The 22931-nt window shown below is 71.1% G+C and carries 21 protein-coding genes; 8 read left to right on the top strand and 13 right to left on the bottom strand.

Annotated features, from left to right (window positions below):
* Positions 1-3: 3 nt before the first annotated feature.
* The 5 genes from ACWEN6_RS28205 to arfA all read right to left on the bottom strand — a co-directional run bounded on the left by ACWEN6_RS28205 (position 4) and on the right by arfA (position 5215).
* Positions 4-408: an effector-associated constant component EACC1 gene (locus ACWEN6_RS28205; protein ID WP_452574349.1), complete on the bottom strand. Its 405-nt coding sequence runs from the start codon at positions 406-408 to the stop codon at positions 4-6.
* A 184-nt stretch (positions 409-592) separates the two neighbouring features.
* The gene (locus tag ACWEN6_RS28200; RefSeq protein WP_452574347.1) at positions 593-1432 is read right to left on the bottom strand and encodes a carbohydrate ABC transporter permease; all 840 of its coding nucleotides are present in this window, start codon (positions 1430-1432) and stop codon (positions 593-595) included.
* The gene (locus ACWEN6_RS28195; protein WP_452574345.1) at positions 1429-2361 is read right to left on the bottom strand and encodes a carbohydrate ABC transporter permease; all 933 of its coding nucleotides are present in this window, start codon (positions 2359-2361) and stop codon (positions 1429-1431) included. The genes ACWEN6_RS28200 and ACWEN6_RS28195 overlap by 4 nt, the downstream gene beginning before the upstream one ends.
* Positions 2358-3698 carry an ABC transporter substrate-binding protein gene (locus ACWEN6_RS28190; RefSeq protein WP_452574343.1) on the bottom strand — a complete coding sequence of 447 codons (1341 nt, stop codon included), beginning with the start codon at positions 3696-3698 and terminating at the stop codon, positions 2358-2360. The genes ACWEN6_RS28195 and ACWEN6_RS28190 overlap by 4 nt, the downstream gene beginning before the upstream one ends.
* Positions 3695-5215: an arabinosylfuranosidase ArfA gene (gene arfA / locus ACWEN6_RS28185; RefSeq protein ID WP_452574341.1), complete on the bottom strand. Its 1521-nt coding sequence runs from the start codon at positions 5213-5215 to the stop codon at positions 3695-3697. The genes ACWEN6_RS28190 and arfA overlap by 4 nt, the downstream gene beginning before the upstream one ends.
* Positions 5216-5379: 164 nt before the next feature.
* Here arfA and ACWEN6_RS28180 point away from each other — a divergent pair, with 164 nt between their 5' ends.
* On the top strand, positions 5380-6399 hold the full coding sequence (locus ACWEN6_RS28180; protein ID WP_452574339.1) for a LacI family DNA-binding transcriptional regulator: 1020 nt from the start codon (positions 5380-5382) through the stop codon (positions 6397-6399).
* 174 nt (positions 6400-6573) lie between these two features.
* On the opposite strand, the gene ACWEN6_RS28175 is transcribed toward ACWEN6_RS28180, so the two are convergent.
* Positions 6574-7758 carry a serine hydrolase domain-containing protein gene (locus ACWEN6_RS28175; RefSeq protein WP_452574337.1) on the bottom strand — a complete coding sequence of 395 codons (1185 nt, stop codon included), beginning with the start codon at positions 7756-7758 and terminating at the stop codon, positions 6574-6576.
* 42 nt (positions 7759-7800) lie between these two features.
* Entirely contained in the window at positions 7801-8178 is a 378-nt protein-coding gene (locus ACWEN6_RS28170; RefSeq protein ID WP_452574335.1) for a hypothetical protein, read from the bottom strand.
* Positions 8179-8434: 256 nt separating this feature from the next.
* Between ACWEN6_RS28170 and ACWEN6_RS28165 the strand changes: the two genes are divergently transcribed.
* Positions 8435-9253 carry a hypothetical protein gene (locus ACWEN6_RS28165; protein WP_452574333.1) on the top strand — a complete coding sequence of 273 codons (819 nt, stop codon included), beginning with the start codon at positions 8435-8437 and terminating at the stop codon, positions 9251-9253.
* A gap of 254 nt (positions 9254-9507) precedes the next feature.
* Positions 9508-10710: a cysteine desulfurase-like protein gene (locus ACWEN6_RS28160; protein ID WP_452574331.1), complete on the top strand. Its 1203-nt coding sequence runs from the start codon at positions 9508-9510 to the stop codon at positions 10708-10710.
* Positions 10711-10894: 184 nt separating this feature from the next.
* Here ACWEN6_RS28160 and ACWEN6_RS28155 read toward each other — a convergent pair whose 3' ends face one another.
* Both ACWEN6_RS28155 and ACWEN6_RS28150 read right to left on the bottom strand, forming a co-directional pair.
* Complete coding sequence (locus ACWEN6_RS28155) at positions 10895-11092, bottom strand: DUF397 domain-containing protein (protein ID WP_452574329.1); 198 nt, start codon at positions 11090-11092, stop codon at positions 10895-10897.
* Positions 11089-11937: a helix-turn-helix domain-containing protein gene (locus ACWEN6_RS28150; protein WP_452574327.1), complete on the bottom strand. Its 849-nt coding sequence runs from the start codon at positions 11935-11937 to the stop codon at positions 11089-11091. Before ACWEN6_RS28150 ends, ACWEN6_RS28155 begins: the two co-directional genes overlap by 4 nt.
* A gap of 243 nt (positions 11938-12180) precedes the next feature.
* Here ACWEN6_RS28150 and ACWEN6_RS28145 point away from each other — a divergent pair, with 243 nt between their 5' ends.
* On the top strand, positions 12181-12600 hold the full coding sequence (locus tag ACWEN6_RS28145; RefSeq protein ID WP_452574325.1) for an ATP-binding protein: 420 nt from the start codon (positions 12181-12183) through the stop codon (positions 12598-12600).
* On the opposite strand, the gene ACWEN6_RS28140 is transcribed toward ACWEN6_RS28145, so the two are convergent.
* Both ACWEN6_RS28140 and ACWEN6_RS28135 read right to left on the bottom strand, forming a co-directional pair.
* Positions 12554-13798, bottom strand: coding sequence for a sensor histidine kinase (locus ACWEN6_RS28140; RefSeq protein WP_452574323.1), 1245 nt, complete (start codon positions 13796-13798; stop codon positions 12554-12556). The two genes, ACWEN6_RS28145 and ACWEN6_RS28140, sit on opposite strands and share 47 nt — an antisense overlap.
* Positions 13795-14457 (bottom strand): response regulator transcription factor, encoded by a 663-nt coding sequence (locus tag ACWEN6_RS28135; protein ID WP_452574321.1) that lies wholly within the window; start codon positions 14455-14457, stop codon positions 13795-13797. Before ACWEN6_RS28135 ends, ACWEN6_RS28140 begins: the two co-directional genes overlap by 4 nt.
* 139 nt (positions 14458-14596) lie before the next feature.
* On the opposite strand from ACWEN6_RS28135, the gene ACWEN6_RS28130 reads away from it, so the two are divergent.
* From ACWEN6_RS28130 to ACWEN6_RS28115, 4 genes are all read left to right on the top strand, one after another.
* On the top strand, positions 14597-16225 hold the full coding sequence (locus ACWEN6_RS28130; protein ID WP_452574319.1) for a hypothetical protein: 1629 nt from the start codon (positions 14597-14599) through the stop codon (positions 16223-16225).
* 621 nt (positions 16226-16846) lie between these two features.
* Complete coding sequence (locus ACWEN6_RS28125) at positions 16847-17221, top strand: hypothetical protein (protein ID WP_452574317.1); 375 nt, start codon at positions 16847-16849, stop codon at positions 17219-17221.
* A 165-nt stretch (positions 17222-17386) separates the two neighbouring features.
* The gene (locus ACWEN6_RS28120; protein WP_452574315.1) at positions 17387-19378 is read left to right on the top strand and encodes a glycoside hydrolase family 44 protein; all 1992 of its coding nucleotides are present in this window, start codon (positions 17387-17389) and stop codon (positions 19376-19378) included.
* A gap of 156 nt (positions 19379-19534) precedes the next feature.
* Entirely contained in the window at positions 19535-20410 is an 876-nt protein-coding gene (locus ACWEN6_RS28115; protein WP_452574313.1) for a toll/interleukin-1 receptor domain-containing protein, read from the top strand.
* A gap of 67 nt (positions 20411-20477) precedes the next feature.
* Here ACWEN6_RS28115 and ACWEN6_RS28110 read toward each other — a convergent pair whose 3' ends face one another.
* The gene (locus ACWEN6_RS28110; protein WP_452574312.1) at positions 20478-21242 is read right to left on the bottom strand and encodes a toll/interleukin-1 receptor domain-containing protein; all 765 of its coding nucleotides are present in this window, start codon (positions 21240-21242) and stop codon (positions 20478-20480) included.
* A gap of 37 nt (positions 21243-21279) precedes the next feature.
* Positions 21280-22416 carry an aminotransferase class V-fold PLP-dependent enzyme gene (locus ACWEN6_RS28105; protein WP_452574310.1) on the bottom strand — a complete coding sequence of 379 codons (1137 nt, stop codon included), beginning with the start codon at positions 22414-22416 and terminating at the stop codon, positions 21280-21282.
* Positions 22417-22931: the final 515 nt, after the last annotated feature.

The raw sequence follows: 22931 nt of genomic DNA, 5'->3' as shown, positions 1-22931 counted from the left end.
GGTCTAACGGTCCGGGTGACGGCGCAGGAACGCCTCGACGAGGTCGCGCTGCTGGTCGGCCGTCGCGCGCTCCAGCTCGATGGTGTCGCCCTCGACGGTGAGCACGACGCGGTGGCGGCCCGTCTGGCGGCCGAGCCAGTCGCGCACGGTGTCCACGACGGAGGCGAAGACGCCGCCGGACGCGCTCAGCGCCACCACGATGGCCCCGATGGTGACCGGGTCGGCGCCCTTCGCGCCGGGCGGGGGCGCCTCGCCGGGAGCCCAGCCGGCCGACTCGACGTCCAGCTCGGCGATCTCGGCGCGCAGCCGCCGGGCGAGCCGTTCCGCCTGTTCGGGGTCGGCGTCGGGGTCGGGCAGCACGAACACGGCCAGGCTCAGATCGCCATCCCGCCCGCTGCCGCCGCCCATGTGCGCTCCGCCCGCCGAGCCCGCAGTCCCGGCACGATCATCCTCTCGGACGTCCGGCGCTGACAAGGGGTGGGCACCTCCTCGCTTGAGGTGACCGGGGAACGGGGTCCCTTGACGGGCGAGGACGGCCACGCCTCGGCCATTGAGGCCTGGCCGCGCGCCGGCCCTGAGGTCCGGACGGGGCTCAGCCCTTGAGGCCGGAGCGGGAGATGCCTTCGATGACCCAGCGCTGGGCGACCAGGTAGAGCAGGATCACCGGGAGGCTGGCGATCACCGCGCCGGCCATCAGCAGGTCGTAGCGGATGGTGTTGGCGCTCTGGAAGTTGCCGAGCCCGGCGGGCAGGGTCAGCGAGTCGGGGCTGAGCAGCACGTAGATGGGCCACAGGAAGTCGTTCCAGTTGGTCAGGAACGACAGCAGGAACAGCGTGACCAGCGCCGGCTTGGCCAGCGGCAGCGCGATCGAGGTGAAGATCCGCCAGCGGTCGGCCCCGTCCAGCTCGGCCGCCTCCTCCAGCTCCGCCGGGAGCGTGATGAAGAACTGCCGCAGGAAGAACACCCCGAAGCCGCCCGCCGCCGCGGGCACGATCACCGCGGGCAGGCTGTCCACCCACGACAGCTCGTTGACGATGAGGAAGTTCGGGATGAGCAGCACCACCGGCGGCACGAACAGCGTCGCGACGATCACCGCGAAGATCGCCGACCGCCCGCGGAAGCGCAGCCGGGCGAGGGCGTAGGCGGCGGGGGTCGCGGTGAGCAGCACCAGGGCGGCGTGGCCGACGGCCGCGATCAGGCTGTTGGCGAACCAGGTCAGGATCGGGCTGTCGGGGCTGTTCAGGATCTCCCGGTAGGCGTCCAGGGTCGCCGGGCTGGGAATCCATTGCGGTTCGGTGGACCCGGCGGCGCCGCGGGTCTTGAACGAGGTGAGCACCATGTACACCAGCGGGCTGATGTAGAGCGCGGCGACGACGGCCAGCACCAGGTGGAGCAGGGCCCGGCGCACCCGGCGCGGAGCAGGCGCGGTCACGAGGTCCTCCTGTCGCGGAAGGCGCCGAAGACCAGGGCGCTGGCGCACATGAGGAACCCGGCGAGGATGAAGCTCATCGCCGAGGCGGTCCCCATGTCGAAGCGCCGCAGGCCGGTCTCGGCGATGAGGTAGATCGCCGTCTTGGTCTGGTCGGCGGGCGCGCCCGCCGTGATCAGGTACGACTGGCCGAACATGTTGGCCGAGGCGAGGATCGTGGCGTTGACCACGAAGACCATGACCGGCCGCAGCCCCGGCAGCGTCACCGACCGGAAGCGGGCCGCCGGCCCCGCGCCGTCCACCATCGCCGCCTCGTACAGCTCACGCGGGATGTCCTGCAGCCCGGCCAGGAAGATGACGGCGTTCAGGCCGAGCGTCCACCACACGGTGACCCCGACGAGGGCGATCCAGGCGGGCGGCACGTCGGTGGTCCACTGCACGTCCAGGCCCAGGTAGTGGTTGATCAGGCCGATGTTGCCGTCCAGCAGGTACCGCCAGACGAACCCGACCACGGCGACCCCGAGGACGTAGGGGGCGAAGTAGACGGCGCGGTAGAGGTTGCGCCCGCGGAAGCGCCCGTTCATCAGCAGCGCCGCGAACAGCGGCAGCAGGATGAGCAGGGGCACCGAGAACAGGGTGAAGACGCCGGTGGCCCGCATCGCCGTCCAGAAGCGCGAGCCGTCGACGCTTCCGGGATCGAACAGCTCGGCGTAGTTGGCCAGGCCGACGAACGGCTTGGCCGGCAGGCTGATGTCCCACTCGTGGAGGCTGGTGTAGAGGCCGAAGCCGATCGGCAGCACCATGAAGACCGCGAACAGCAGCAGGTAGGGGGCCAGGAAGGCGTAAGGGGTCCACCAGCGCATGCGGCGCGCGGCCCCGGCGGGGGCGGCGGCCGCCCCCGCGAGGTCGCGCGAGCGGGTGAGCACGCTCACCGGCCGTACTTCCGCTTGTTGTCGGCCAGCAGCTGGTCGGCGGTCTTCACGCCCTCCTTCAGCGCGTCCGCCGGCGAGGCCTGCTTCAGCACCGCCTTGGCCACGGCCAGCTCAAGGGCCTTGGACTGCACGTCGCCGACGCCGGGCAGCGCGGGCAGGAAGCGGAAGACGTCGGGGTTCTCGGCCAGCTTGATCTGCGGCAGGTCGGCGATGGAGGGGTCCTGCCGGACGGAGTTGCGGGCGGGGATCATGCCGGCCTTGGCCCACTCGGTGGACTGGCGGCTGATGTGGTCGATGAAGAACTTGGCCGCCTGCACCTTGTTGGCGTCCTTCGCCGCCTGCGCGGTCATGACGAAGTTGTGCGAGGAGCTCCACACCGCGGGGGTGGCGCCGATGGCGGGCACCGAGGACAGGCCCCACTTCAGGCTCGGGGCGTTGGTCTTCAGGTCGTTGATCTGCCAGATGCCGTCCCAGGTGAAGCTGGTCTTGTCGTTCTTGAAGGCGGCGTACTGGCTGTCGATGGCGACCTTGGCGGGGCTGTGGCCCTTGTCGATCTGCTCGATCATCCAGGCCAGCGCCTGCTCGCCCTCGGCGCCGCCCCACAGGGCCTTGGCGCCGTCCTGGCTGTACAGCTCGCCGCCGTTCTGCCACAGCAGCGACATGAACATCAGGTGGGCCGGCCACTTGTTCGGCATCCAGAACGGCTGGGCCACGCCGGCCTTGGCCAGCTCGGCCAGGGCGTCCTCGTAGGAGGCCTTGTCCTTGGGCGCGTCCTTCAGGCCGATCTTGTCCAGGTGCCCGGCGTTCCAGTAGTCGCCCAGGCAGTGGACGTCCAGCGGGACGGCGTAGCGCTTGCCGTCGTAGACGCCGGCGTTCCAGATGGCGGGGATGAAGTCGGCATCGCTGATCTTGAGGGCGGACACGACGTCGTCGAGCGGGGTGAGCACCGAGCGGGCGGCGAAGGTGCCGATCCAGTCGATGTGGATGACCGCCACGTCCGGGCCCTTGTTCGCGGCGATGGCGGTGGGCAGCGCGGGGTAGAGGTCCTCCCAGCGCCGGGTCACGTTGCGGACCTCGATGCGGCCGGCGTACTGCTTGTTGAACTCCTCCAGCATGGCCCGGAAGTGCGGTCCGTCACCGCCGGTGAAGCCGTTCCAGAACTCCAGGGTGACCTTCGGGCCGTTGTACTCGCCGCCGGAGAAGGTGGGCGCGGCCGAGGCGGGCGCGCCGCCGCCGGCGCCGATCTTGGTGCCGCCGCCGCAGGCGGCCAGCGTCGCGGTCAGCCCGACGGCGCCGGACAGTCCGAGGAAGGAACGGCGGGACAGAGGAGAGGTCATCGTGCACTCCTGGCGGTGAGGGGAGCAAAGCGGACAATAGTCCAAGAAACGGGCGGAAGCGTAAGCGTGGCGCGCCGGCCGTCCAGGGCGGCACCCGCGCCCTGACGTGGGACGACGCGCTCGGGGTCGGCCGCGGTGTTGCGCGCGGAGGGGTCGTCGTCGGCCAGTTCGAGGTGCTCGGCCACGCGCATGTCCCCCGGCAGCGCGATCTCGAGCGGCAGCGCGCCGTGGCGGTCGCGGTTGACCGCGAACAGCGTGAGCTCGCCGGTCTCCGGGTCGTGGGTGGCGGTCGCCCAGATGGCGGGCACCTCGCCGTACTTGGCGGTCTCGATGAGCGGGGAGTCGGGCTCGACCCGCAGCACCTCGCCCCGGGCGTACCGGGAAGTGAGCGCGAACGGGTGGAAGATCGTCTGCCGCCACGCCGGGCCGCCGGGCTCGGTCATGATCGGCGCGATGACGTTGGCGAGCTGGGCCTGGCAGGCGACGCCCACCCGGTCGGCGTTGCGCAGCAGCGTGATGAGCAGGCTGCCGACGACGACCGCGTCGGTGACGTCGTAGACGTCCTCGATGAGCCGGGGGTGGGCGGCCCACTCCAGGGACGACTCGCCCTTGAAGCGGCTCTGGTACCAGACGTTCCACTCGTCGAACGACAGCTTGATCTTCTTGCGGCTGCGCAGCTTGGCGCCCACGTGGTCGGCGGTCGCGGCGATCGACTTGATCATGTGGTCCATGTCGGCCGCGCTGGCCAGGAAGGAGTCGGCGTCGCCGTCACTCGGGTCGTAGTAGGCGTGCAGCGAGATGTAGTCGACCATGTCGTAGGTCGCCTCCAGCACCTCGGCCTCCCACGAGCCGAAGGTCGCCATCCCGCTGTTGGAGCTGCCGCAGGCGACCAGGGACAGGCCGGGGTCGAAGCGCTTGAGCGCCCTCGCGGTCTCGGCGGCGAGCCTGCCGTACTCGCCGGCGGTCTTGTGGCCCATCTGCCACGGCCCGTCCAGCTCGTTGCCCAGGCACCACAGGCGCACGTCGTGCGGCTTGTCGACGCCGTGCGAGCGGCGCAGCTCCGACAGGCGGGTGCCGCCCGGGTAGTTGGCGTACTCGACCAGCTCCAGCGCCTCGGCCACGCCGCGGGTGCCGAGGTTGAGCGCCATCATCGGCTCGACGCCCGCCTTGGCCGCCCAGGCCATGAACTCGTTGAGCCCGAAGCTGTTGTCCTCCAGGCTGCGCCAGGCGAGGTCCAGGCGGGCCGGCCGGTCCTCCACGGGGCCGACGCCGTCCTCCCACCGGTAGTTGGAGACGAAGTTGCCCCCGGGGTAGCGCACCAGGGTCACGCCGAGCTCGCGGGTCAGCTCCAGCACGTCGGTGCGCAGGCCGTCGGCGTCGGCCAGCGGATGGCCCGGCTCGAAGACGCCGGAGTAGACCGTGCGGCCCATGTGCTCGACGAACGAGCCGAACAGCCGCGGCTCCACCGGGGCGATCCGGAAGGAGGGGTCAAGGGAGATATGAGCAGCCGCAGCCAAGGCACGACCTCTCTGTCATCGCGCGTTCAGTGGTACGTGGATTTGTACAACGTTGTTTCAACGTTGTAAACAGGCACAAACACCCCGATACCGTGCTGTTACGTGCGATAGGACCGGTACCGTCGTAGGCGGAGATCGAAGCGGGGACGGGGGAGGATGGCCACGTGGGAGGCACCGTGGGAGTGAGTCTGCGCGACGTCGCGCGCCTGGCCGGGGTGTCGGTGAAGACCGTCTCCAACGTGGTCAACGGGTACGCGCACGTCTCCGCCGCCACGCGGGAGAAGGTCGACCGGGCGCTGTCGGAGCTGGACTACCGCCCGAACCTCTCCGCCCGCAACCTGCGCCAGGGCCGCACCGGGGTGATCGCGCTCGGCCTCCCCGAGATCGACAAGCCGTACTTCGCCGAGCTGTCCCGGTTCGTCATCGCCGCCGCCGCCGAGCACCGGTGGATCGTGGTCATCGAGCAGACCGACGGCGACCTCGGACGCGAGCGCCAGGTGCTGGACGGCGTGCGCGACCACCGCATCGACGGGCTCATCCTGAGCCCGGTCGCCATCGGCAAGGAGGAACTCGCCGCCCGCAGCGACGACACCGCGCTGGTGCTGCTCGGCGAGCGCATCCACGACGGCCCCGCCGACCACGTGGCGATCGACAACGTGCGCGCGGCGCGCGAGGTCACCGAGCACCTGATCGGCCTCGGCCGCACCCGCGTCGCCGCGCTCGGCGCCCAGGAGAACGCCCCGAGCGGCACCTCCTCGGTCCGCCTGGAGGGCTACCGGGAGGCGATGGCGGCGCACGGCCTGCCCGAGACGGTCGTCGAGGTCGAACGGTTCGGCCGGGCGGAAGGCGCCGCCGCGATGGAGACGCTGCTGGACTCCCCCGACCGGCCGGACGCGGTGTTCTGCTTCAACGACCTGCTGGCCCTCGGCGCGATGCGGGCCATCCTGTCGGCCGGCCTGCGCGTCCCGCAGGACATCGCGGTCGCCGGGGTGGACGACATCGAGGACGGCCAGTTCAGCACCCCGACGCTCACCACGGTCGCCCCCGACAAGGACGAGCTGGCCCGCGTCGCCGTCGACCTGCTCAAACGCCGCCTCGACGGCCCCCTCGACCACCCCGTGCAAGAGGTCCGCGCCTCCTACCACCTCATGATCAGGGAAAGCACCTCCCCCGCGAGGCGCTGACGCACCGGGCCGGAAGTTCGCCGCGTGAGTTGACCACCCGATGGGCGAAGCCCGGAAGTTCGCCCTTTGAGTTGATCATTTGATGAGCGCGCCTCCTACCGTCTGATGGTCGGGGAGAGCACGATCCCCGCCTCATGGCCTCGGCGCCGCGCGGAGGCCGCGAGCGCTCCGGGGCTATGCGGCCTGTGCCTTGATGGCGGTTCGGACGGCGTCGAGGAGGGTGGCGGCTCTCAGGTCCGGCACGCCCTCCTGAATGTGGTTCATGACGTAGCCGAACGCCAGGCCGGTCGCCGGGTCGGCGAAGCCGAGCGACCCGCCGTAGCCGGGGAACCCGAAGGCGGTCGGGCTGTACCAGAAGGCGTCCGGCGTCGGCAGGCCGAAACCGGTGCCGATGCGGACGGGCACGCGCAGGACGCGGTCGAGGCCACCGGCCTGTTCCCTGGTCGCCGCGGCCAGGGTCTCGGACGACAGGATGCGATGCCCGTCGACCTCGCCGATGAGCGCGGCGTAGAAGCGGGCCAGCGCGCGGGCGGTGCAGATGCCGTTGGTCGAGGGCATCTCGGCGGCCTGCTCGGCGGGGTCGTCGTGGTTCGGCATCGGCGTGATGACGGTCATCGCCCGCATGGTCAGCGACGTGGGGTCGGTGTAGGCGCGCATCACCTCGCGCGCGGACTCCGGCAGGGAGTCCAGATCGACGGCGGCCAGCGCGTCGAGGTCGTAGGAGGGGGCGATGATCCGGCTCACCCGGTGCCGCTCGGACTCCGGCAGCCCGATCCACAGGTCCAGGCCGAGCGGCGCGGCGATCTCCTCGGCGAGGAACGTGCCGATGCTGCGGCCGGTCACCCGGCGGACGACCTCGCCGACCAGCCAGCCGTAGGTGTGCCCGTGGTAGCCGTGGTCGGTTCCCGGCTCCCAGAATGGGCGCTGGGCGGCCAGGGCGGTCACCATCGGCTCCCAGGCGATCGCCTCGGCCGGGGTGATCGGGTGGTCGAGCGCGGGGAGTCCCGCCTGGTGGGTGAGCAGCCATCGGACGGGGATGCGCTCTTTGCCGTTCGCCGCGAACTCCGGCCAGTACTCGGCGACGGGCGCGTCCAGGTCCAGTCGGCCCCGCTGGGCCAGCAGGTGCGCGCAGGCGGCGGTGATCCCCTTGGTGGTGGAGAACACCACCTGGAGGGTGTCGCGCTCCCAGCGGCGGCCGGTCTCGGGGTCGGCGACGCCGCCCCACAGGTCGACGACCTTGCGGCCGTGCAGGTAGACGGCGACCGCCGCGCCCACCTCCTGGCCCCCGGCCAGGTTGGCCGCGAACGCCTCGCGCACTCCTTCGAATCCCGGTGCGGTCTGTCCGCTCATTTCGGGCATGCGTCATCGCCTTCCGTCTCGCTGGGGGTGACCGGGAAGTGGTTACCTGCGCCATTTCTCGATGAGCCAGGCGCAGATCTCCGGCTCGGTCATCTCGGGGAACTCTTCGGTGAAGGTGACGAGCGCGCGCGTCGCCTCGTCGCGGTCCAGGCCGTGCGCCGCCGCCGCCCTGAGGTACTCCTGGCGCGCGGCGGACGGGCGGCCTCCGCCCGCACCGCGGCCGGGCAGGCCGTCGCGCCACCGCACGATCTCCGCAAGCCGGTCAGGACGCCAGCCGGGAGCCCCGTCGACCTCGACGTCGGGCTCGGGGAAAGGATGGGTGGAGTCGCCGGGATAGCGGGAGCGCCACTTGTGCACCGCGTGCCGGCTCACTCCCAGCGCCTCGCCGATGCCCACGACGCCGAGGAATCGCTCGGTCATGGCGCACCAACTTGTCCGTCCGGCCTCCTTCGGGGGTCTCATTACTACCATGCCGCGGCGGGATCTTCGCCCCGGCGGCGACCGGCAGAACATCGTCTCCGACAGAGACGAAGCTAGTGGAGACGGACCAACCTCGTCAACGAGGAAGACAAGGTTTCACCGTCCGCTGAGTCGCCGCTTGTCGGGCGAGCGAGCTTCATCACGCTTTGGCATGCGCATTGATCGAGGTCACTCGCTCGACTAGCGTCTGGTGGTCATGGGGAGACCTCTGGTCGCGACGGTCGTCACGGCGCTTGTGGCCGCGGTCGTCCCGTTGTCCGCCGCGCCGGCCTCCGCCGCCGTCGTCCTGTCCGCCGCGCCGGCCTCCGCCGCTTATCCCGTCAAGAACGCGCCGGCGCTGACGGCCAACAAGCTGTACAAGAGCGGCGCCCTGCCCGTCTTCGAGTGCCGGAAGGGCGCGCTCAGCACGGCCGACGCCAAAGCGGCCGCGAAGACGCTCCAGGCGTTGTGGGGGTGCATGAACACGGCGTGGGAGGGCTACTTCCGCAAGGCGGGGCTGCCCTTCGCCCCCGCCAAGCTGGTCGTGCTCACCAAGGGCGCCCGCTTCTGCGGCGACGCCTGGGACAAGGACCAGGCCGGGTCGTACTGCGACGGGACCTCGACCGGCGCGGTCCTCACGGACAAGGATTACCTGCGCACCCGCGAGATCTTCCACTTCCAGCTCGTCGCCGGCGTGTACGCCTACCACCTGCAGCGGCTCACCGGCATCGGCAAGGCGTTCGAGGCGATCCCGTACTCCTCCAAGGCCGAGCTGAACGAACAGTTCCGCCGGTACTCACTGCAGTCGAAATGCCTGGCCGGGATCTTCCTCGGCGCCACCTGGAAGACCGCGGCGCGCGAGGCCGAGAGCTGGCGGGCCCTGCTGGAGCTGATGAAGGACAACGGCGACGAGGGCAAGAAGCCGGGACGGCAGGGCAGGGGCGCGAGCATCGCCCGCTGGCTCGACAGGGGGCACGCCTCCCGCGACCCGCGCTCCTGCGACACCTGGACCGCCGCGTCCAAGCTCGTCGCCTGACCGGTCCCTTTCCTCCCCGGTTTCGCTCCCGCTCCCGTCTCGCTTCCGTGCGGGCGGTTTCCCGTCACGCACGGGCGGTTTCCCGTCACGCACGGGCGGTTTCCCGTCACGCACGGGCGGTTTCCCGTCACGCACGGGCGGCTTCGCGTCACGCACGGGCGGCTTCGCGTCACGCGCCGGACGCCCGCCGTCACGAACTTGGAAAACGCCGCACGCTGCGAAAAGGTCGTCTCAATGACGACAGTGGAGGTCTGGTGACGTACGACGTCGCGGCGGTGCGAGAACGGTTCCCGGCGCTGAAGGAAGGGGCGGCGCACTTCGACGGGCCCGGCGGCACGCAGGTGCCCGACGCCGTGGCCGACGCGGTGGCCGGCGCGCTGACGGCGGCCGTGGCCAACCGGGGGTCGGTGACCGCGGCCGAGGTCCGCGCCGACCAGATCGTCTTGGACGCGCGGCGCGCGATGGCCGACCTGCTCGCGGGCGTGCCGGCGGGCATCGTGTTCGGCCGCAGCATGACCCAGCTCACCTACGACCTGGCCCGCGCGCTGGCCAAGGACTGGAACCCCGGCGACGAGGTCGTGGTCAGCCGGCTCGACCACGACGCCGACATCCGGCCCTGGGTGCACGCCGCCGAGGCGCGCGGGGTCACGGTGCGGTGGGCCGAGTTCGACCGCGAGAGCGGCGAGCTGGACGTGGAGGCGGTCGCCGGGCTGCTCGGCCCGCGCACCAGGCTCGTCGCCGTGACCGGCGCGTCCAACCTGCTGGGCACCCGGCCGGACGTCCCCGCGATCGCCGAGCGCACGCACGCCGCCGGGGCGCTGCTCTTCGTGGACGGGGTGCACCTGACCCCGCACAGCGTGGTCGACATCGGGGCGCTCGGCGCCGACTTCTACGCCTGCTCGCCGTACAAGTTCCTCGGCCCGCACCTCGGCGTCCTGGCCGCCGACCCGGAGCTGCTGGAGGGCGTCCACTCCGACAAGCTGCTGCCGCAGACCGGCGCCGTTCCCGAGCGCTTCGAGCTCGGCACGCTGCCCTACGAACTGCTCGCAGGCACGACGGCCGCGGTGGACTTCCTTGCCGGCCTCGTCCCCGGCGAGGGCACCCGCCGCGAGCGGCTGGTGCGCTCGATGACCGCGCTGGAGGACCACGAGCAGGTCATGCTGGAGCGGCTGGAGAACGGGCTGACCCGCATCCCCGGCATGCGCCTGTACGGCGCCCCCGGACGCAGGCGCACCCCCACGACGCTGTTCTCGGTGGACGGCGTGGACTCCGCCGAGATCTACTCCTTCCTCGCGGCGCGCGGCGTCAACGCGCCGGCCGGCAGCTTCTACGCCCTCGAGTGCAGCCGATGGCTGGGACTCGGCGATGCCGGAGCGGTCCGCGCCGGCATCGCCCCCTACACCGACGAGTCCGACGTCGACCGCCTCCTCGACGGCCTCGACGCCCTGACCGCCTGACCTCGCCCGCCTCTCCCCCGTCCGCGCCCATCCGCGCGGGCGGGGGCGCTGGCGTGTCGGCGCCACCACGGACCAGTGGCGCCCGGCGTGGTGGACGCCACCACAGGCCGGTCGGCAGTCTCCAGTTCGGGCCAACCACGCCCTGACCTGCCGAGCCGGGTCGGGCGCAGCGGCGGCTCGGATGTCAGAGGTCGAATTCGCCCTTGGTGGCGCCGTCGAGGAAGCAGGCCCACTCGTGCGGGGTGAACACCAGCACCGGCCCGCCCGGATCCTTGGAATCCCGCACCGCCACCACCCCCGGCAGATTCGTCGCCACCTCCACGCAGCCCGAGCCCACCTGGTCTCCGCTCGCCGTGGCCTTGTGCCAGTCGGCCTTGCTCATATCTGCTTCTTCCATCGGTCTCGCGCGTCCTTGATCAAGATGAGCGATGCCTGCTGCGAGTGTGCGTCCGCCCGTATGGCGTCGTACCTGCCGCGGACCTGGGTCACGATGGTCTCGTCCGTGGTGACGAGCCCCTCCGCCGCGGATTCCGCGTACACCGTATCGGGCTGCCCACCCGGCAACAGTTCCGCTATAGCGAACTGTGACATCAGCCCAGGCGTGCAACCGGCGGCCAAAGGCACGACCTGAATGGCCGCATTGGGACGCTCCGCGGTTGCCAGCAGATAGTCCAGCTGCTCACACATGGTCTTCGGGTCACCCACGGGCCGATGAAGTATCCCCTCGTCCAGTAACGCCCAGAGGGTGAACGGAGGGTTCTGCCGGTCCAGGACCAGTTTGCGCCGTATCCGGCTGACCAGTCGCCGGTCCAGCTCGGCTGCCGTGATCATGGGAGCGCGCCGGAATATGTACCGGGCGTAGGACTCGACCTGGAGCAATCCGGGGGCCAGCAGCGGATCCCAGGTGCGCAGCACCCCGGCCCGGGGTTCGATCTCCTCCACCCAGCGCAGGTGGTAGCGCGGTCCCCCGTCGGGGGAAAGCATCAGCCTGTATAGCGCGACAAAGTGCGATTTAGCGGATAGACCGAAGATCTGATCGAGCCTTTCCGCGTAATCACGGGACGGCCTTCGCTTAGCCAATTCGATCTGCGACACGAGATCCTGCGAACAGCCGAGACGTTCTCCTATGCGCGCCTGCGACAGGCCTGCCTCCATTCTGTACGCCCGCAGGTCAGCGCCGAAGCGCTCCAGCGGAGAGCATGACCCGGCGCCGGGTTCACCGTTCATGACCGCTCCAATCATGGGGTGAAGTGCAGCTAGAACGGCGATGGACGTCAATTTACGACGCTTTACGACAGGCGTGTCGTCGTCGGCCGTACACCGCCGTTCATCGCCGTTCCCTGCCGTGTGAATTTACTTCGGAACGGCGGTCCGTGCGGGCATTCTTTGCGCACGGTGAGGCGATTCTGCCGGTCGGTCACCGCGAAACGTGACAAGTCACCGGAATAGCCGGCAGAGAAAGGGGACGGCATGACCGTGGGAATTCTCTTGGGTGAGACGGAGCTGGAGGGCACGCCGCGAAGCGTGGGCGTCGCGCGGCGGTTCGTCCGGGACACTCTGGGGGCCGAGCACCCCGTCCTGGACGACGTGACGCTGCTCGTCTCGGAACTGGTCACCAACGCGCTGGCCCACTCCGGCTCCGGACTGGACGGCGGGATCGTCCGGGTCGGCATCGGAGAACTACCCGGCAGGAGACTTCACGTCGTCGTGGTCGACGACGGCTCGCCGTACGCGATTCCGCGCCCCAGGACCGCGAAGCCGGCGGACGAGAACGGGCGCGGACTGGCGATACTGCAGTCGCTCGCCAAGCGCTGGGGCACCTACCGGGACGGCACCCGCCGCGTCATCTGGTTCCAGATCGACTTCCGCGAACAGGACGCGCACGGCTAGTGCTGTTCAGGAACGTTAACCGGCTCGGGTCCGTAGCCGGCGCCGACATCGCCGTACCACGACCCGCCGACCCGGCGCCGATCACCTCCAGCACATGGCCGGAGCGGAAAGCCGGGAAGCGCACCGTGATGGACAGGCCGCCTTCGGGGCGGGCGATGGTGGTGAGGGTGGCGTGGTGGGCGCGGACGACGGCGTCGACGATGGCGAGGCCGAGCCCGTAGCCGCCGTGACGGCCGTGACGTTCGGGCGTCAGTCTCTGGAAGGGTTGAAAGAGGCGTTCGACCTGGTCGCCGGGGATGACCGGCCCGGTGTTGCCGACCGTTAGAACGACCTGTGTGCCTGAGGTCTCGGTGGCGATGTGAACGTGCCCGCCGGCGTGGTTGTGGCGGACGGCGTTGTCGACCAGGTTGGCGACGAGGCTCTCGATGAGTCCAGGATCTCCGGCCGTCAAAGCGGGCACCAGGCGTTCGCTGAGATCGACGGCCTTCTCCTTGGCCAGGTCACGGCGAGAGGCGAGCACTCCTTCGACGATGTGGGCGAGGTCGAGGGTGTCCCAGCGGGTGACGCCGCCCTCGCCGGTGGCCAGAGCCAGCAGTGCCTGGACGAGCCGTTCCTGGTGTTCGCCGAGAGCCAGTGCCTCCTGGCAGACCGAGCGCAGGGTGGCGGCGTCGGCGTCGGGGTCGCCGAGGGCGACTTCGAGAAGGGTGCGCAGGCCGGCCAGGGGTGTTCGCAGCTCGTGGGAGGCGTTGGCGACGAAGTGGCGCTGGGCGTCGAAGGATGCCTGAAGGCGAGCGAACAGGTCGTCCAGGGTGTGGCCGAGTTCGGTCAGTTCGTCCGCGGGCTCGCCGAGGGCGAGTCGCCGGTGGAGGTCTCCGGCGGAGATGCTCCTGGCGGTGGCGGTGATGGCGCGCAGCGGGCGCAGGAATCGGCCGGCGACGAACCACCCGAGAACCAGGGCGATGGGGATCAGGACGACCAGGGCGACGGCGGAGCCCGTGAGGAGCTGAGGCAGGGCGATTCCCGGCCCGGTCTCGGAGATCGCGCTCGACGGGTTCCCTGCGGGGATGGCCGCGTCGATGCGGGCGAGCGGGACGGCGGCCAGGACCAGCACCAGAACCCCTGCGGCGTAGATGCCCGCCGTGTAGGCGAGCGCGAGCCGGGTCCGCAGGGACCTTCTGGGGAGTGCGTGAGCGGTCATGACGGTCCGATGCGGTAGCCGCCCTCGCGGATGGTCTCGATCACGGGCGGGTCGCCGAGCTTGGCCCGCAACCGGTGCATGGTGTGCTTGACGGCGCTGCTGAAGGGGTCGGCGGCCTCGTCCCAGACGCGTTCGAGCAGGTCCTCCGCGGAGATGACCACGCCGGGCACGGCGAGCAGGCATTCGAGCAGGGCGAACTCCCGGGGGCTCAGGTCAAGGCTCCGGCCGGCCCGTAACGCGGTACGGCGGGCCGGATCGAGGGTGATGTCCCCGCATGCCAGGATCGGCGGCAGCGGCGGGGTGGCGCGGCGGGCCAGGGCGCGAACGCGGGCCACCAGTTCTGCGAACCCGAAAGGTTTGGGCAGGTAGTCGTCGGCGCCGAGGCCGAGCCCGGCGACGCGGTCCTCGATCGTGCCGGAGGCGGTGAGCATCAGGACGCGGGTCGGACAGCGGCCCTGGGCGAGGCGCCGGCAGACCTCGTCCCCATGGACGCCGGGCAGGTCGCGGTCGAGCACCACCACGTCGTAGCGAGTGGCGGCCAGGCGGTCGAGGGCGGCGGTCCCGTCCAGGACCACGTCGACGGCCATGCCCTCGCGGCGCAGCCCGGTCCCGATGGAGCGGGCGAGGACCTCGAAGTCCTCCACGACCAGGACCCTCACCGCCGTTCACCGCCGGTCATCGTGCGGGCGGGGCGGCCGGGTCGAGGTGCCATGGCTCAACGATGCCAGGTCCCCGGTCTCAGCCGGGTCGCAGCCCGTGCGACCCGGCCGAGACCGGGAGCCGCGTACAACCGTCGGCATGAGTCCATCCTCCAATCCGACGAGCCGGACCGTCACCGGCCTGCGCGAGCGATATGGGGCGACCCTGGCGGGCCGGGCGCTGCGCGAGGAGTGGGTCAGGTTCCGCACCGGACGCGGCCGGGCGCTCGCCATGGCGGCCTCCGTACTGGTCACGGTGTCGCTCGGACTGCTGATCGCCGGGGGCACCCGCAGCACCTGCGTGACCGGGAAGGGCGAGGGCCCCTGCCCCGCGCCTCTGGTGGGACCCGACGGCACGGCGGTGCGGGACAAGTACTACTTCGTGCACCAGCCGCTTCAGGGGAACGGCGGCGTCACCGCCCGCGTGTCGGACCTGACCGGCCAGATGCGGCTGCCGGACGTCGTACCCGGGGTGCGCAACGTGAAGCAGGGGGTGGTGCCGTGGGCGAAGGCCGGGCTCCTCGTCAGGCAGAGCCTCGAGCAGGGCACCCCGTACGCCGCCGTCATGCTCACCGGAGGCCACGGCGTGCGGATGCAACACAACTTCACCCACGACGTGCCCGGCGGCCCTCACAATGGCCCGCAGTGGCTGCGGCTGACCAGGTCGGGCGACACCGTCACCGGGTACGAGTCGGACGACGGCACGACGTGGAGCAAGATCAGCACGGTCAGGCTGATTGGGCTGCCCGAGACGGCGGAGATCGGGCTGTTCGTCACCTCACCAGGGGCCCTGTGGGAGAGGGCGGTTGCCTTCGCCCAGGCCACCGCCACCTTCGACCAGATCAAGCTGCAGGGCGCGAACGGTTCCTGGCGCCACGACGACGTCGGCGTCGTCATGGAGTCCGACGGCAGGACTCCGCATCACCCCGGCGGAGTCGTCGAGTCCGGGGACAAGCTCATCGTGACCGGAGGCGGCGACATCGGCCCCGCCACGGCCGAGGGCGGCATCCGCGCCGACCTCCTCCTACTCGGCGGAGCCCTGGGCCTGATCCCGCTGCTCGTGATGGCGGCCACGTTCATCACCGCGGACCACCGGCGCAGACGGCCCGGGACCGGCTCCCCGACCGGGACCGGGCCGGCGACCGGACCCAGCCCGTCGATCGGGATCGGTTCGCGACCCGAGACCGGCCCGTCGGGCGGGGCGTATCCGGCGTGGGCGCTCGCGGCGAAGGGTGCGGTGGTCGGCGCGGTCGCGTTCATGACGGGGCTGGTGACCTCGGGCGTCGTGATCCCTGCCGGCCTGGCGCTGTTGCGTGCGCACCAGAACCCGATCCAGCCGATGACCCTCGGCACCGAACTGCGAATGATCGTCGGCTACGCGACGCTGACCGCGCTCGCCGCCGTACTGACTCTGGCCCTCGCCGCGCTCGTCAGGCGCGCGATCGTGGCGGTCGTGCTGGCCGTCGCGCTGCTCGTCGTCCCCTACCTGCTGGGAACGGCGGGCCTGGCGACCTGGCTGCTGACCGTCACCCCCGCCGCCGGCTTCGCGATCATCCAGAGCATCCCCACATTCGCGCACGTGGACGTGGACCCGTCACCGCTCGTCGGCTACTACCCCCTCCCCCCATGCGCCGGTCTGGCCGTGACCTCCGGCTACGCCATCCTCACCCTCGCGGCCGCGATGGCCGCACGCCGCAGGAGGAACGCACGCCCGGCTTCCCCCTCTTGAAGGCGCGATACTGGGCCGACAGGTCATCCCATGCGGCAGACGGGGCGATCGGCCTGGCGTTCGACTCCGCTTGCGGCGGTCGCGGCGCGACCGAGAGATCCCGGGTACGCCGGACCCCGGCGCGAGGCTCGATTTCTTCAATCCAGCCCAGGTGATAGCGCGGTCCACCGTCAGAAGCGTTCACCGAGCGGTATAGCGCGACGAAATGCCATGTCCCAGACGACCCGGCACTCTGGTGAAACTTTCCGCGTGGTCGCGTGACGACCCGCGTTCACCCGACTGGACTGTGAAACAAGGTCTCGAGAACAACCGAGGCGTTCTCCGCTGCACGCCTGCGGGGAGCCCGGCATCCGCGCAGTACGCGCAGGCCGGCACGAGCGGCACGGGAACGGCCGGAGGCGACGACAGCAGCGGGGGCCGGACGGCAATGGAAATCCCCGTTCGGCCGATAATGACGAGATCGTCTTTCGGACGCCCGTATTCGGCGCGCTGTTGACATTCATCCGCAATCGATGGTCAATCGATGGGCTGATCCGTCGGCGATCACCGAATTCCGGCGGGACGGAAATCACGCGTGACACCGACGGGGTCGACGCGTGATCGCGACAGAAGGGAAACGAGATGAGGCTTGCTCATCGATACGCGCTCACCGTGCTGGCGGTTGCCGCGCTGCTGGTGACGCCGCTCGCTGCCGGCGCCGCGTGGGCTTCACCGGCCGCCGGGACGACGTCCGGCGGGTTCGGCGTCACCACCTGGCAGGAACTGCCCAAAAGCGTCGCCGCGACGAGGTCGACACTGGAGGCGGAGACGAGTTACTGCATTCCCGTGGCCGGGCCCGGCGTGAAGATGACCTTCTACTGCGACATCAAGGAATTGAGCACGCTCTACGTCTACTGCGAGGGCGTGACCGTCATCATCACCCTGAACCCCGGGAAGTGGGCGCCGTCGGGAAGCTGTCCGGGGTATCGCGGGTACCGCCTGACGCCCAGGGTCTAGCAGCCGCCGACTGAAAATTTCAGTAGCTCATCGAGGTTGACCAGGGGATGCGCGAAAGGTCCACGTACGGCGACTGGACCGGTTAAGGCGGGAGCAGCAGCATCTGACCGGTAGCCGCCACCGGCCCCGCCGGGGCACGTACCCGCTTCGAGGAGGCCTCCCGCCATGCCACCGCACCGGACCTGGCTCACCCTGGCCGCGACGGCCCTGCTGGCGACCACCGGAACCGCCCTGCCCGCGCGAGCAGCCGGCGGCGCGGCGGGCACGGGTTCCGCCGCCGCCGCCGAGGCCGGGCCGGCGCTGGCCGTGGATCTGAGCGCGCCGACCCACCCCATCAGCCCGTACGTGTACGGGATGAACTTCACCGAGGAGGCGCTGGCCAAGGAGCTGCGCCTGCCGGTGCGGCGCTGGGGCGGCAACGCCACCACCCGGTACAACTTCCGGCTGGACACCACCAACCGGGCCTCGGACTGGTACTTCGAGAACATCGCCGGCGACAACGCCGACCCCGCCGCGCTGCCGGACGGCTCGGAGACCGACCGGTTCGTCGACCAGGACAAGCGCACCGGCACCGACAGCGTCATCACCCTCCCGCTGATCGGCTGGGCGCCGAAGGAGCGGGCCAAGGCGTGCGGGTTCAGCGTGGAGAAGTACGGCCCGCAGCAGTCGAGCGACCAGTGGGCGCCCGACTGCGGCAACGGCGTCCGGCCGGACGGCACGAACATCACCGGCAACGACCCGCACGACACCAGCGTGGAGATCGGGCCCGAGTACGTCACCGACTGGATGGCCCACCTGCGCGGCCGGTACGGCGACGCGGCGCACGGCGGCGTGCGCTTCTACAACCTGGACAACGAGCCCGACATCTGGCATTCGACGCACCGCGACGTGCACCCGGCCGGCGCCTCCTATGACGAGATGCGCGACAAGACCTACGCGATCGCGGGCGCGGTCAAGGCCGCCGATCCCAAGGCCCAGACCCTCGGCCCGGTCGGCTGGGGATGGTCGTCGATCACCCTGTCCGGCTCCGACCAGCAGCGATGCTCCATCGAGGGCTGCTGGAGCAACCCGCCGGACCAGGCCGCGCACGGCGGCGTGCCGTTCGGCGAGTGGTACCTGCAGCAGATGCGCGCCTACGAGCAGGCGCATGGTGTGCGCATCCTGGACTACTACGACAACCACTGGTACCCGCAGGCCGGGGTCTTCGGCGGCGACCCGAGCGACGCGGGCGACGCGGCCAAGCAGGCGCTGCGGCTGCGCCAGACCCGCACGCTGTGGGACCGCGCCTACACCGACGAGAGCTGGATCGGCCAGCCGGTCTACCTCATCCCGCGGATGAAGGAGATGGTCGCCCGCAACTACCCGGGCACCAAGGTGGCCGTCACCGAGTACAACTTCGGCGCCCTCGGCTCGCTGAACGGCGCGCTCGCGCAGGCCGACGTGCTGGGCATCTTCGGCCGGGAGGGCGCGGACCTGGCGACCCTGTGGTCGCCGCCCACCTCGGCCGAACCCGGCGCCTACGCCTTCCGCATGTTCCTCAACTACGACGGCCAGGGGGGCCGCTTCGGCGACACCTCGGTGCTGTCCACCAGCGAGGACCAGGGCCGGCTCGCCGTGTACGGGGCCAGGCGCGGCGCGGACGGCGCGCTGACGCTGGTGGTCGTGAACAAGACCGGCTCGGACCTCACCAGCCCGCTCACCGTCAAGGGCGGCGCCCCGGGCACCTCGGCGCAGGTCTACCGGTACAGCGGCGCCGACCTCACCGCGATCGCCCGCGCCGCGGACCTGCCGCTCACCACGACGGCCACCTCGGCCACGGCCTCCACCACCTTCCCGGCCAACTCCATCACCACGCTGGTCGTGCCGGACTCGGTGCCGCCCACCGCTCCGGCCGGGCTGAAGGCGGGCCGTCCCACGGCGCACGCGGTCACGCTCACCTGGTCCCCGGCCAGGGACAACGTCGCGGTCAAGGGTTACCAGCTCTCCCGGCAGGCGCCCGGCGAGCCGGTCAGAACGCAGGACCTCACCGCGACCCGGGCCGTCGTGACCGACCTGGCGCCCGGCCGGTGCTACACGTTCTGGGTGCGCGCCCGTGACCTGGCCGGCAACCTCGGCCCCCGCTCGGCCCCCATCCAGGTGACCACTCCCCCGCGCTGACGCTCCGCGGGCCCGGCGCCCGGGCGGCGCGCAGTATGCTCGCTGCGTTCCACCCGGCGCCGGCCCGCGTCCGCACGCTCACGGTGCGACGCCCGGCGCGTCCGTCCGGTGCCTGGCCCGGCCGGGTCAGAGGCGATCGTCGTGGGGAGAGTGCTGATGGGTGACGCCGGAGCCTTACCGGCCAGGGTGTTCATCTCCTATTCGAGCGCGGACCGCGAGTTCGCCCGGTTCCTGGACGGCTCGCTGGCCGCCGCCGGTGTCGCCACCTTCCTGGCCGAGCGCGATCTGAAGGTGGGCGACTCGATCCCGGAGCGGATCTTCGGGGAGATCGCCGCCGCCACCAGCCTGATCTACGTCGTCTCCCGCGCCTCGGTGCGCTCGCCCTGGGTGCGCGAGGAGCTGGGCGTCGCCAAGATCCGCGCGATGGAGGGCAAGGGGTTCGGCATCCTGCCGCTCCTGCTCGACGACGTGACGCTCCCGCCGAGCGTCAGCCACATCAAGTACGCCGACTTCCGGGACTGGCGGGACGCCACGTCCTACCGCAAGACGGTGCTGGAACTGCTCCAATCCCTGGGCGGCGCTCCGGTGTTGATCGGAAAGCCGCAGATCCTCTGGTACCTGGACAACCTCGACACGCTGAAGTTCGTCAAGCACGCCGTGTCGGTGCTGCACACCCGCACCGACACCGCCACCGGTTACTTCCAGTGGTTCGACAGCTGGCACTGGTCGGTCAAGTACGCCGCCAGCGACGACGACCCGCCGTTCTTCTCGGCCATGGACCGGCTGGAGGAGCTGCTGGCCCCGGTGGCGGACGGCGACCAGCGGCTGCGGGCGCTGCGAGACTGCATAGAGCCGGCCAAGAAGGCCGTGGTGCGGGGCTCCAGGGATCCCGGCGACCGGGGCGAGTCGAGCCGGCGGATCCGCGAGGTCGTGGAGGTCTGCGCCCGGATGCTCGCCATCCTGAACGATCTGGAGGGTGACTTCGAGGCCTCCGTGCACGCCGCGATCGCCACCAGGATGGAGCACCCGTGACCCACGACGCGGGACCGCCGGCCTTCCCCGCGAAACATCCGCTCCGGACGCCGCGCGGCGTCCCGGCTCAGGTCGCGGACCGGGCTTCGGGCTCGGGCCGGGTGACGCGCAGAGCGCTCGCGATGTCGTCGATCCGCCGGTCGTACTCCGACGGCGCGGCGTCCCTGAAGTCGGCGTAGTAGCGCGTCTGCGCGAACGCCGGCAGCTCGACGTCCTTGATCACGACGGGGATGAAGCGCGACCCGTTCTCGATGGCCCGCTGTACCAGCGCCGCGTACTCCTGCCGCGCCCACCCGCTGGCCATCGACGCCGGGCTGCAGACCAGGATGCCGGCGGCCGAGTCGCGGATGGCCCGCTCCACCGCGTGCACGAGCACGTCGCCGGGCGCGAGGACGACCTGGTCGCGCGCGATGCGCAGCCCCCTGGCCTCCAGACGCCGGGTGAACGCCTCCACCCACTCGCCGTCCTCATGGGAGTAGGCGACGAAGGCGTCGTAGGCGACCCGCCCGGACCGTCGCGGGGACGACCGCGTCCGCCGGAGCGGCCCCGTTCCCACCGAAGGTCCGCTCTTCTCGGACGGTCCCGTTCCCGCCACCGAAGGTCTCTCAGACGGTCCCGTTCCCGCCCCCGGCTCCGTCTCCTCGGACGGTCCCGTCCCCGCCGGCGGCTCCGTCTCTTCGGACGGCAGGGCCTCGGGCACGGGCGCGGGTGCGGAGGCGGGCGGGCGCGGGGCCGCGCGACGGGCGGGCCGCACCGCCACCCAGGCGTAGTAGGCGGCCACGACGCCCGCCACGGTGCCGACCGCCGTCAACGCCAGCGCCACCGCTTCCATGCCGCAGATCCTAACGCGCGGGCTCCCCGCACCGGCCTCAGGCGAACAGGTCGCGCAGGGCCGCGGCGAGGCGTTCGTAGTCCTGTTCGCGGTTGTAGACCTGGGCGGACAGGCGAAGCAGGCCGGCGCCGGGCCATCCCTTGATGCCCGCCCGGACGCCGTGCCTGCGCAGGATCTCGGCCGACAGCGCCTCGGCGCGCGGCTGGGTCTCGGCGACCCCGTCCGGCAGTCGCAGGACGCACATGGCCAGCTCCGGGTCCGCGCGCCAGGGCCGCAGGCCGGCGACGTCGGCGACGATACGGCGGCCGGTCGCCGCCAGCTCGGCGTTGCCGGCCCGGACGGCGCTCGGCCCGACGTCCTCCAGCACCCGAAGGCCCTCGGGCGCGGCCAGCCATGGCGTGTAGTCGCGGGTGCCCTGGAATTCGAGACTGCGAGGGAAGCCGTCCGGCTGGTAGAACGAGGGGATCAGCGGCTCGATCCGCTCGCGCCAGGCGGGGGCGACGGCCAGCACACCCGCGGGCCGGGGCCCGAAGGCCCACTTGTGCAGGTTGCCGGTCCAGAAGTCGGCGTCCAGCTCGCCGAGGTCCACCTCCAGCATGCCGGGGGCATGCGCGGCGTCCACGATCGTCGTCACGCCCAGGGCGCGGAACCCCGCCACCAGCTCGCCCACCGGCAGCAGGCGGGCGGTGTGGGAGGTGATGTGGTCGAAGACGGCCGCCTTGGTGCGCGGCGTCACCGCGCCGAGGTAGGCCCGCGCGGCGTCCTCCCCCGACCATTCGCCGTCGTCGCGCCCGGGAAGGTCCACCACGACCACCTCGGCGCCGGTCCGCTCGGCCGTGCGCCGCACGGCGATCTCGACGGCGCCGTAGGTGTGGTCGCTGATCACGATCTGGTCGCCGGGCCGCAGCGTCAGGCTGTTCAGCGCGACGGCGACGCCCTCGGTCACGTTGGAGACGAACGCGACGCCGCCGGGCTCGGCGCCGAGGAAGGCCGCCACCTCCTCGCGCGCCTTGGCGACGCGCTCGGTCACCGTGGCGAAGAACGCGTCGGGAGCCCGCTCGGCCTCCCGGCGCAGCTCGTCCTGCCTCTCCTGCACCCGGCGCGGCACCGCCCCGAACGATCCGTGGTTCAGGTGCACGACGGCGGGGTCCAGGCTGAAGTCTTCGATATCCACAACCGGACACTAACCGCCGTCGCCCGTACGCTCCTTCGCCGCCCCGCCTTTCCCTCCCGCGAGCCCGCCCCCGCCTCGTCCATGCCCGGAAGGGTGCCCGCGCACGGCCGGGCGGCGGTAATGCGGCGGGTTCGCCGCTCATCGGGTTTTCCCGCATTCACCTGCGCCTCAGGCGCTCGGCGGCACGGGCCGTCTCGCCATATGGAACAAAGCCGCCACGGCCGGGCGCCCTTTGGGCCCCCCGCCGATAAAGCTCACAAAGCAACAGGAATCACGCCGATAAAGCTCACGAAGAGGGACAAAGCAGCAGGACAACCCGGTCGGCGGGACAGGGAACGCATTGATCACGACAAGGGCAACTCTGGAGACAACCAGGATGATCATCCATAGAGAGGCAGGGAAGCCAACGTTTCTCCGGAACATTTCACCTCCATTCCGGATTTCTGGTGAAATTTCATGTCAACGTATTCTTTTGGGCCCCCACTGGCGGTTAGGCTCCCTCCGGAATGTCACCC

The sequence above is a fragment of the Sphaerisporangium sp. NPDC004334 genome, from assembly GCF_053602655.1.
The sequence above is the reverse complement of the archived record's forward strand: the minus strand, read 5'-3'. Positions and strand labels throughout refer to the sequence as shown.

Excerpts from the sequence above, each read along its gene's own strand:
- ACWEN6_RS28190 (WP_452574343.1), bottom strand. The coding sequence starts at position 3,698 with ATGACCTCTCCTCTGTCCCGCCGTTCCTTCCTCGGACTGTCCGGCGCC.
- ACWEN6_RS28125 (WP_452574317.1), top strand. The coding sequence starts at position 16,847 with ATGAGGCTTGCTCATCGATACGCGCTCACCGTGCTGGCGGTTGCCGCG.
- ACWEN6_RS28140 (WP_452574323.1), bottom strand. The coding sequence starts at position 13,798 with ATGACCGCTCACGCACTCCCCAGAAGGTCCCTGCGGACCCGGCTCGCG.
- ACWEN6_RS28175 (WP_452574337.1), bottom strand. The coding sequence starts at position 7,758 with ATGCCCGAAATGAGCGGACAGACCGCACCGGGATTCGAAGGAGTGCGC.
- ACWEN6_RS28145 (WP_452574325.1), top strand. The coding sequence starts at position 12,181 with ATGACCGTGGGAATTCTCTTGGGTGAGACGGAGCTGGAGGGCACGCCG.
- ACWEN6_RS28165 (WP_452574333.1), top strand. The coding sequence starts at position 8,435 with ATGGGGAGACCTCTGGTCGCGACGGTCGTCACGGCGCTTGTGGCCGCG.
- ACWEN6_RS28120 (WP_452574315.1), top strand. The coding sequence starts at position 17,387 with ATGCCACCGCACCGGACCTGGCTCACCCTGGCCGCGACGGCCCTGCTG.
- ACWEN6_RS28155 (WP_452574329.1), bottom strand. The coding sequence starts at position 11,092 with ATGAGCAAGGCCGACTGGCACAAGGCCACGGCGAGCGGAGACCAGGTG.
- ACWEN6_RS28115 (WP_452574313.1), top strand. The coding sequence starts at position 19,535 with ATGGGTGACGCCGGAGCCTTACCGGCCAGGGTGTTCATCTCCTATTCG.
- ACWEN6_RS28110 (WP_452574312.1), bottom strand. The coding sequence starts at position 21,242 with ATGGAAGCGGTGGCGCTGGCGTTGACGGCGGTCGGCACCGTGGCGGGC.
- ACWEN6_RS28170 (WP_452574335.1), bottom strand. The coding sequence starts at position 8,178 with ATGACCGAGCGATTCCTCGGCGTCGTGGGCATCGGCGAGGCGCTGGGA.
- ACWEN6_RS28205 (WP_452574349.1), bottom strand. The coding sequence starts at position 408 with ATGGGCGGCGGCAGCGGGCGGGATGGCGATCTGAGCCTGGCCGTGTTC.
- ACWEN6_RS28150 (WP_452574327.1), bottom strand. The coding sequence starts at position 11,937 with ATGAACGGTGAACCCGGCGCCGGGTCATGCTCTCCGCTGGAGCGCTTC.
- ACWEN6_RS28130 (WP_452574319.1), top strand. The coding sequence starts at position 14,597 with ATGAGTCCATCCTCCAATCCGACGAGCCGGACCGTCACCGGCCTGCGC.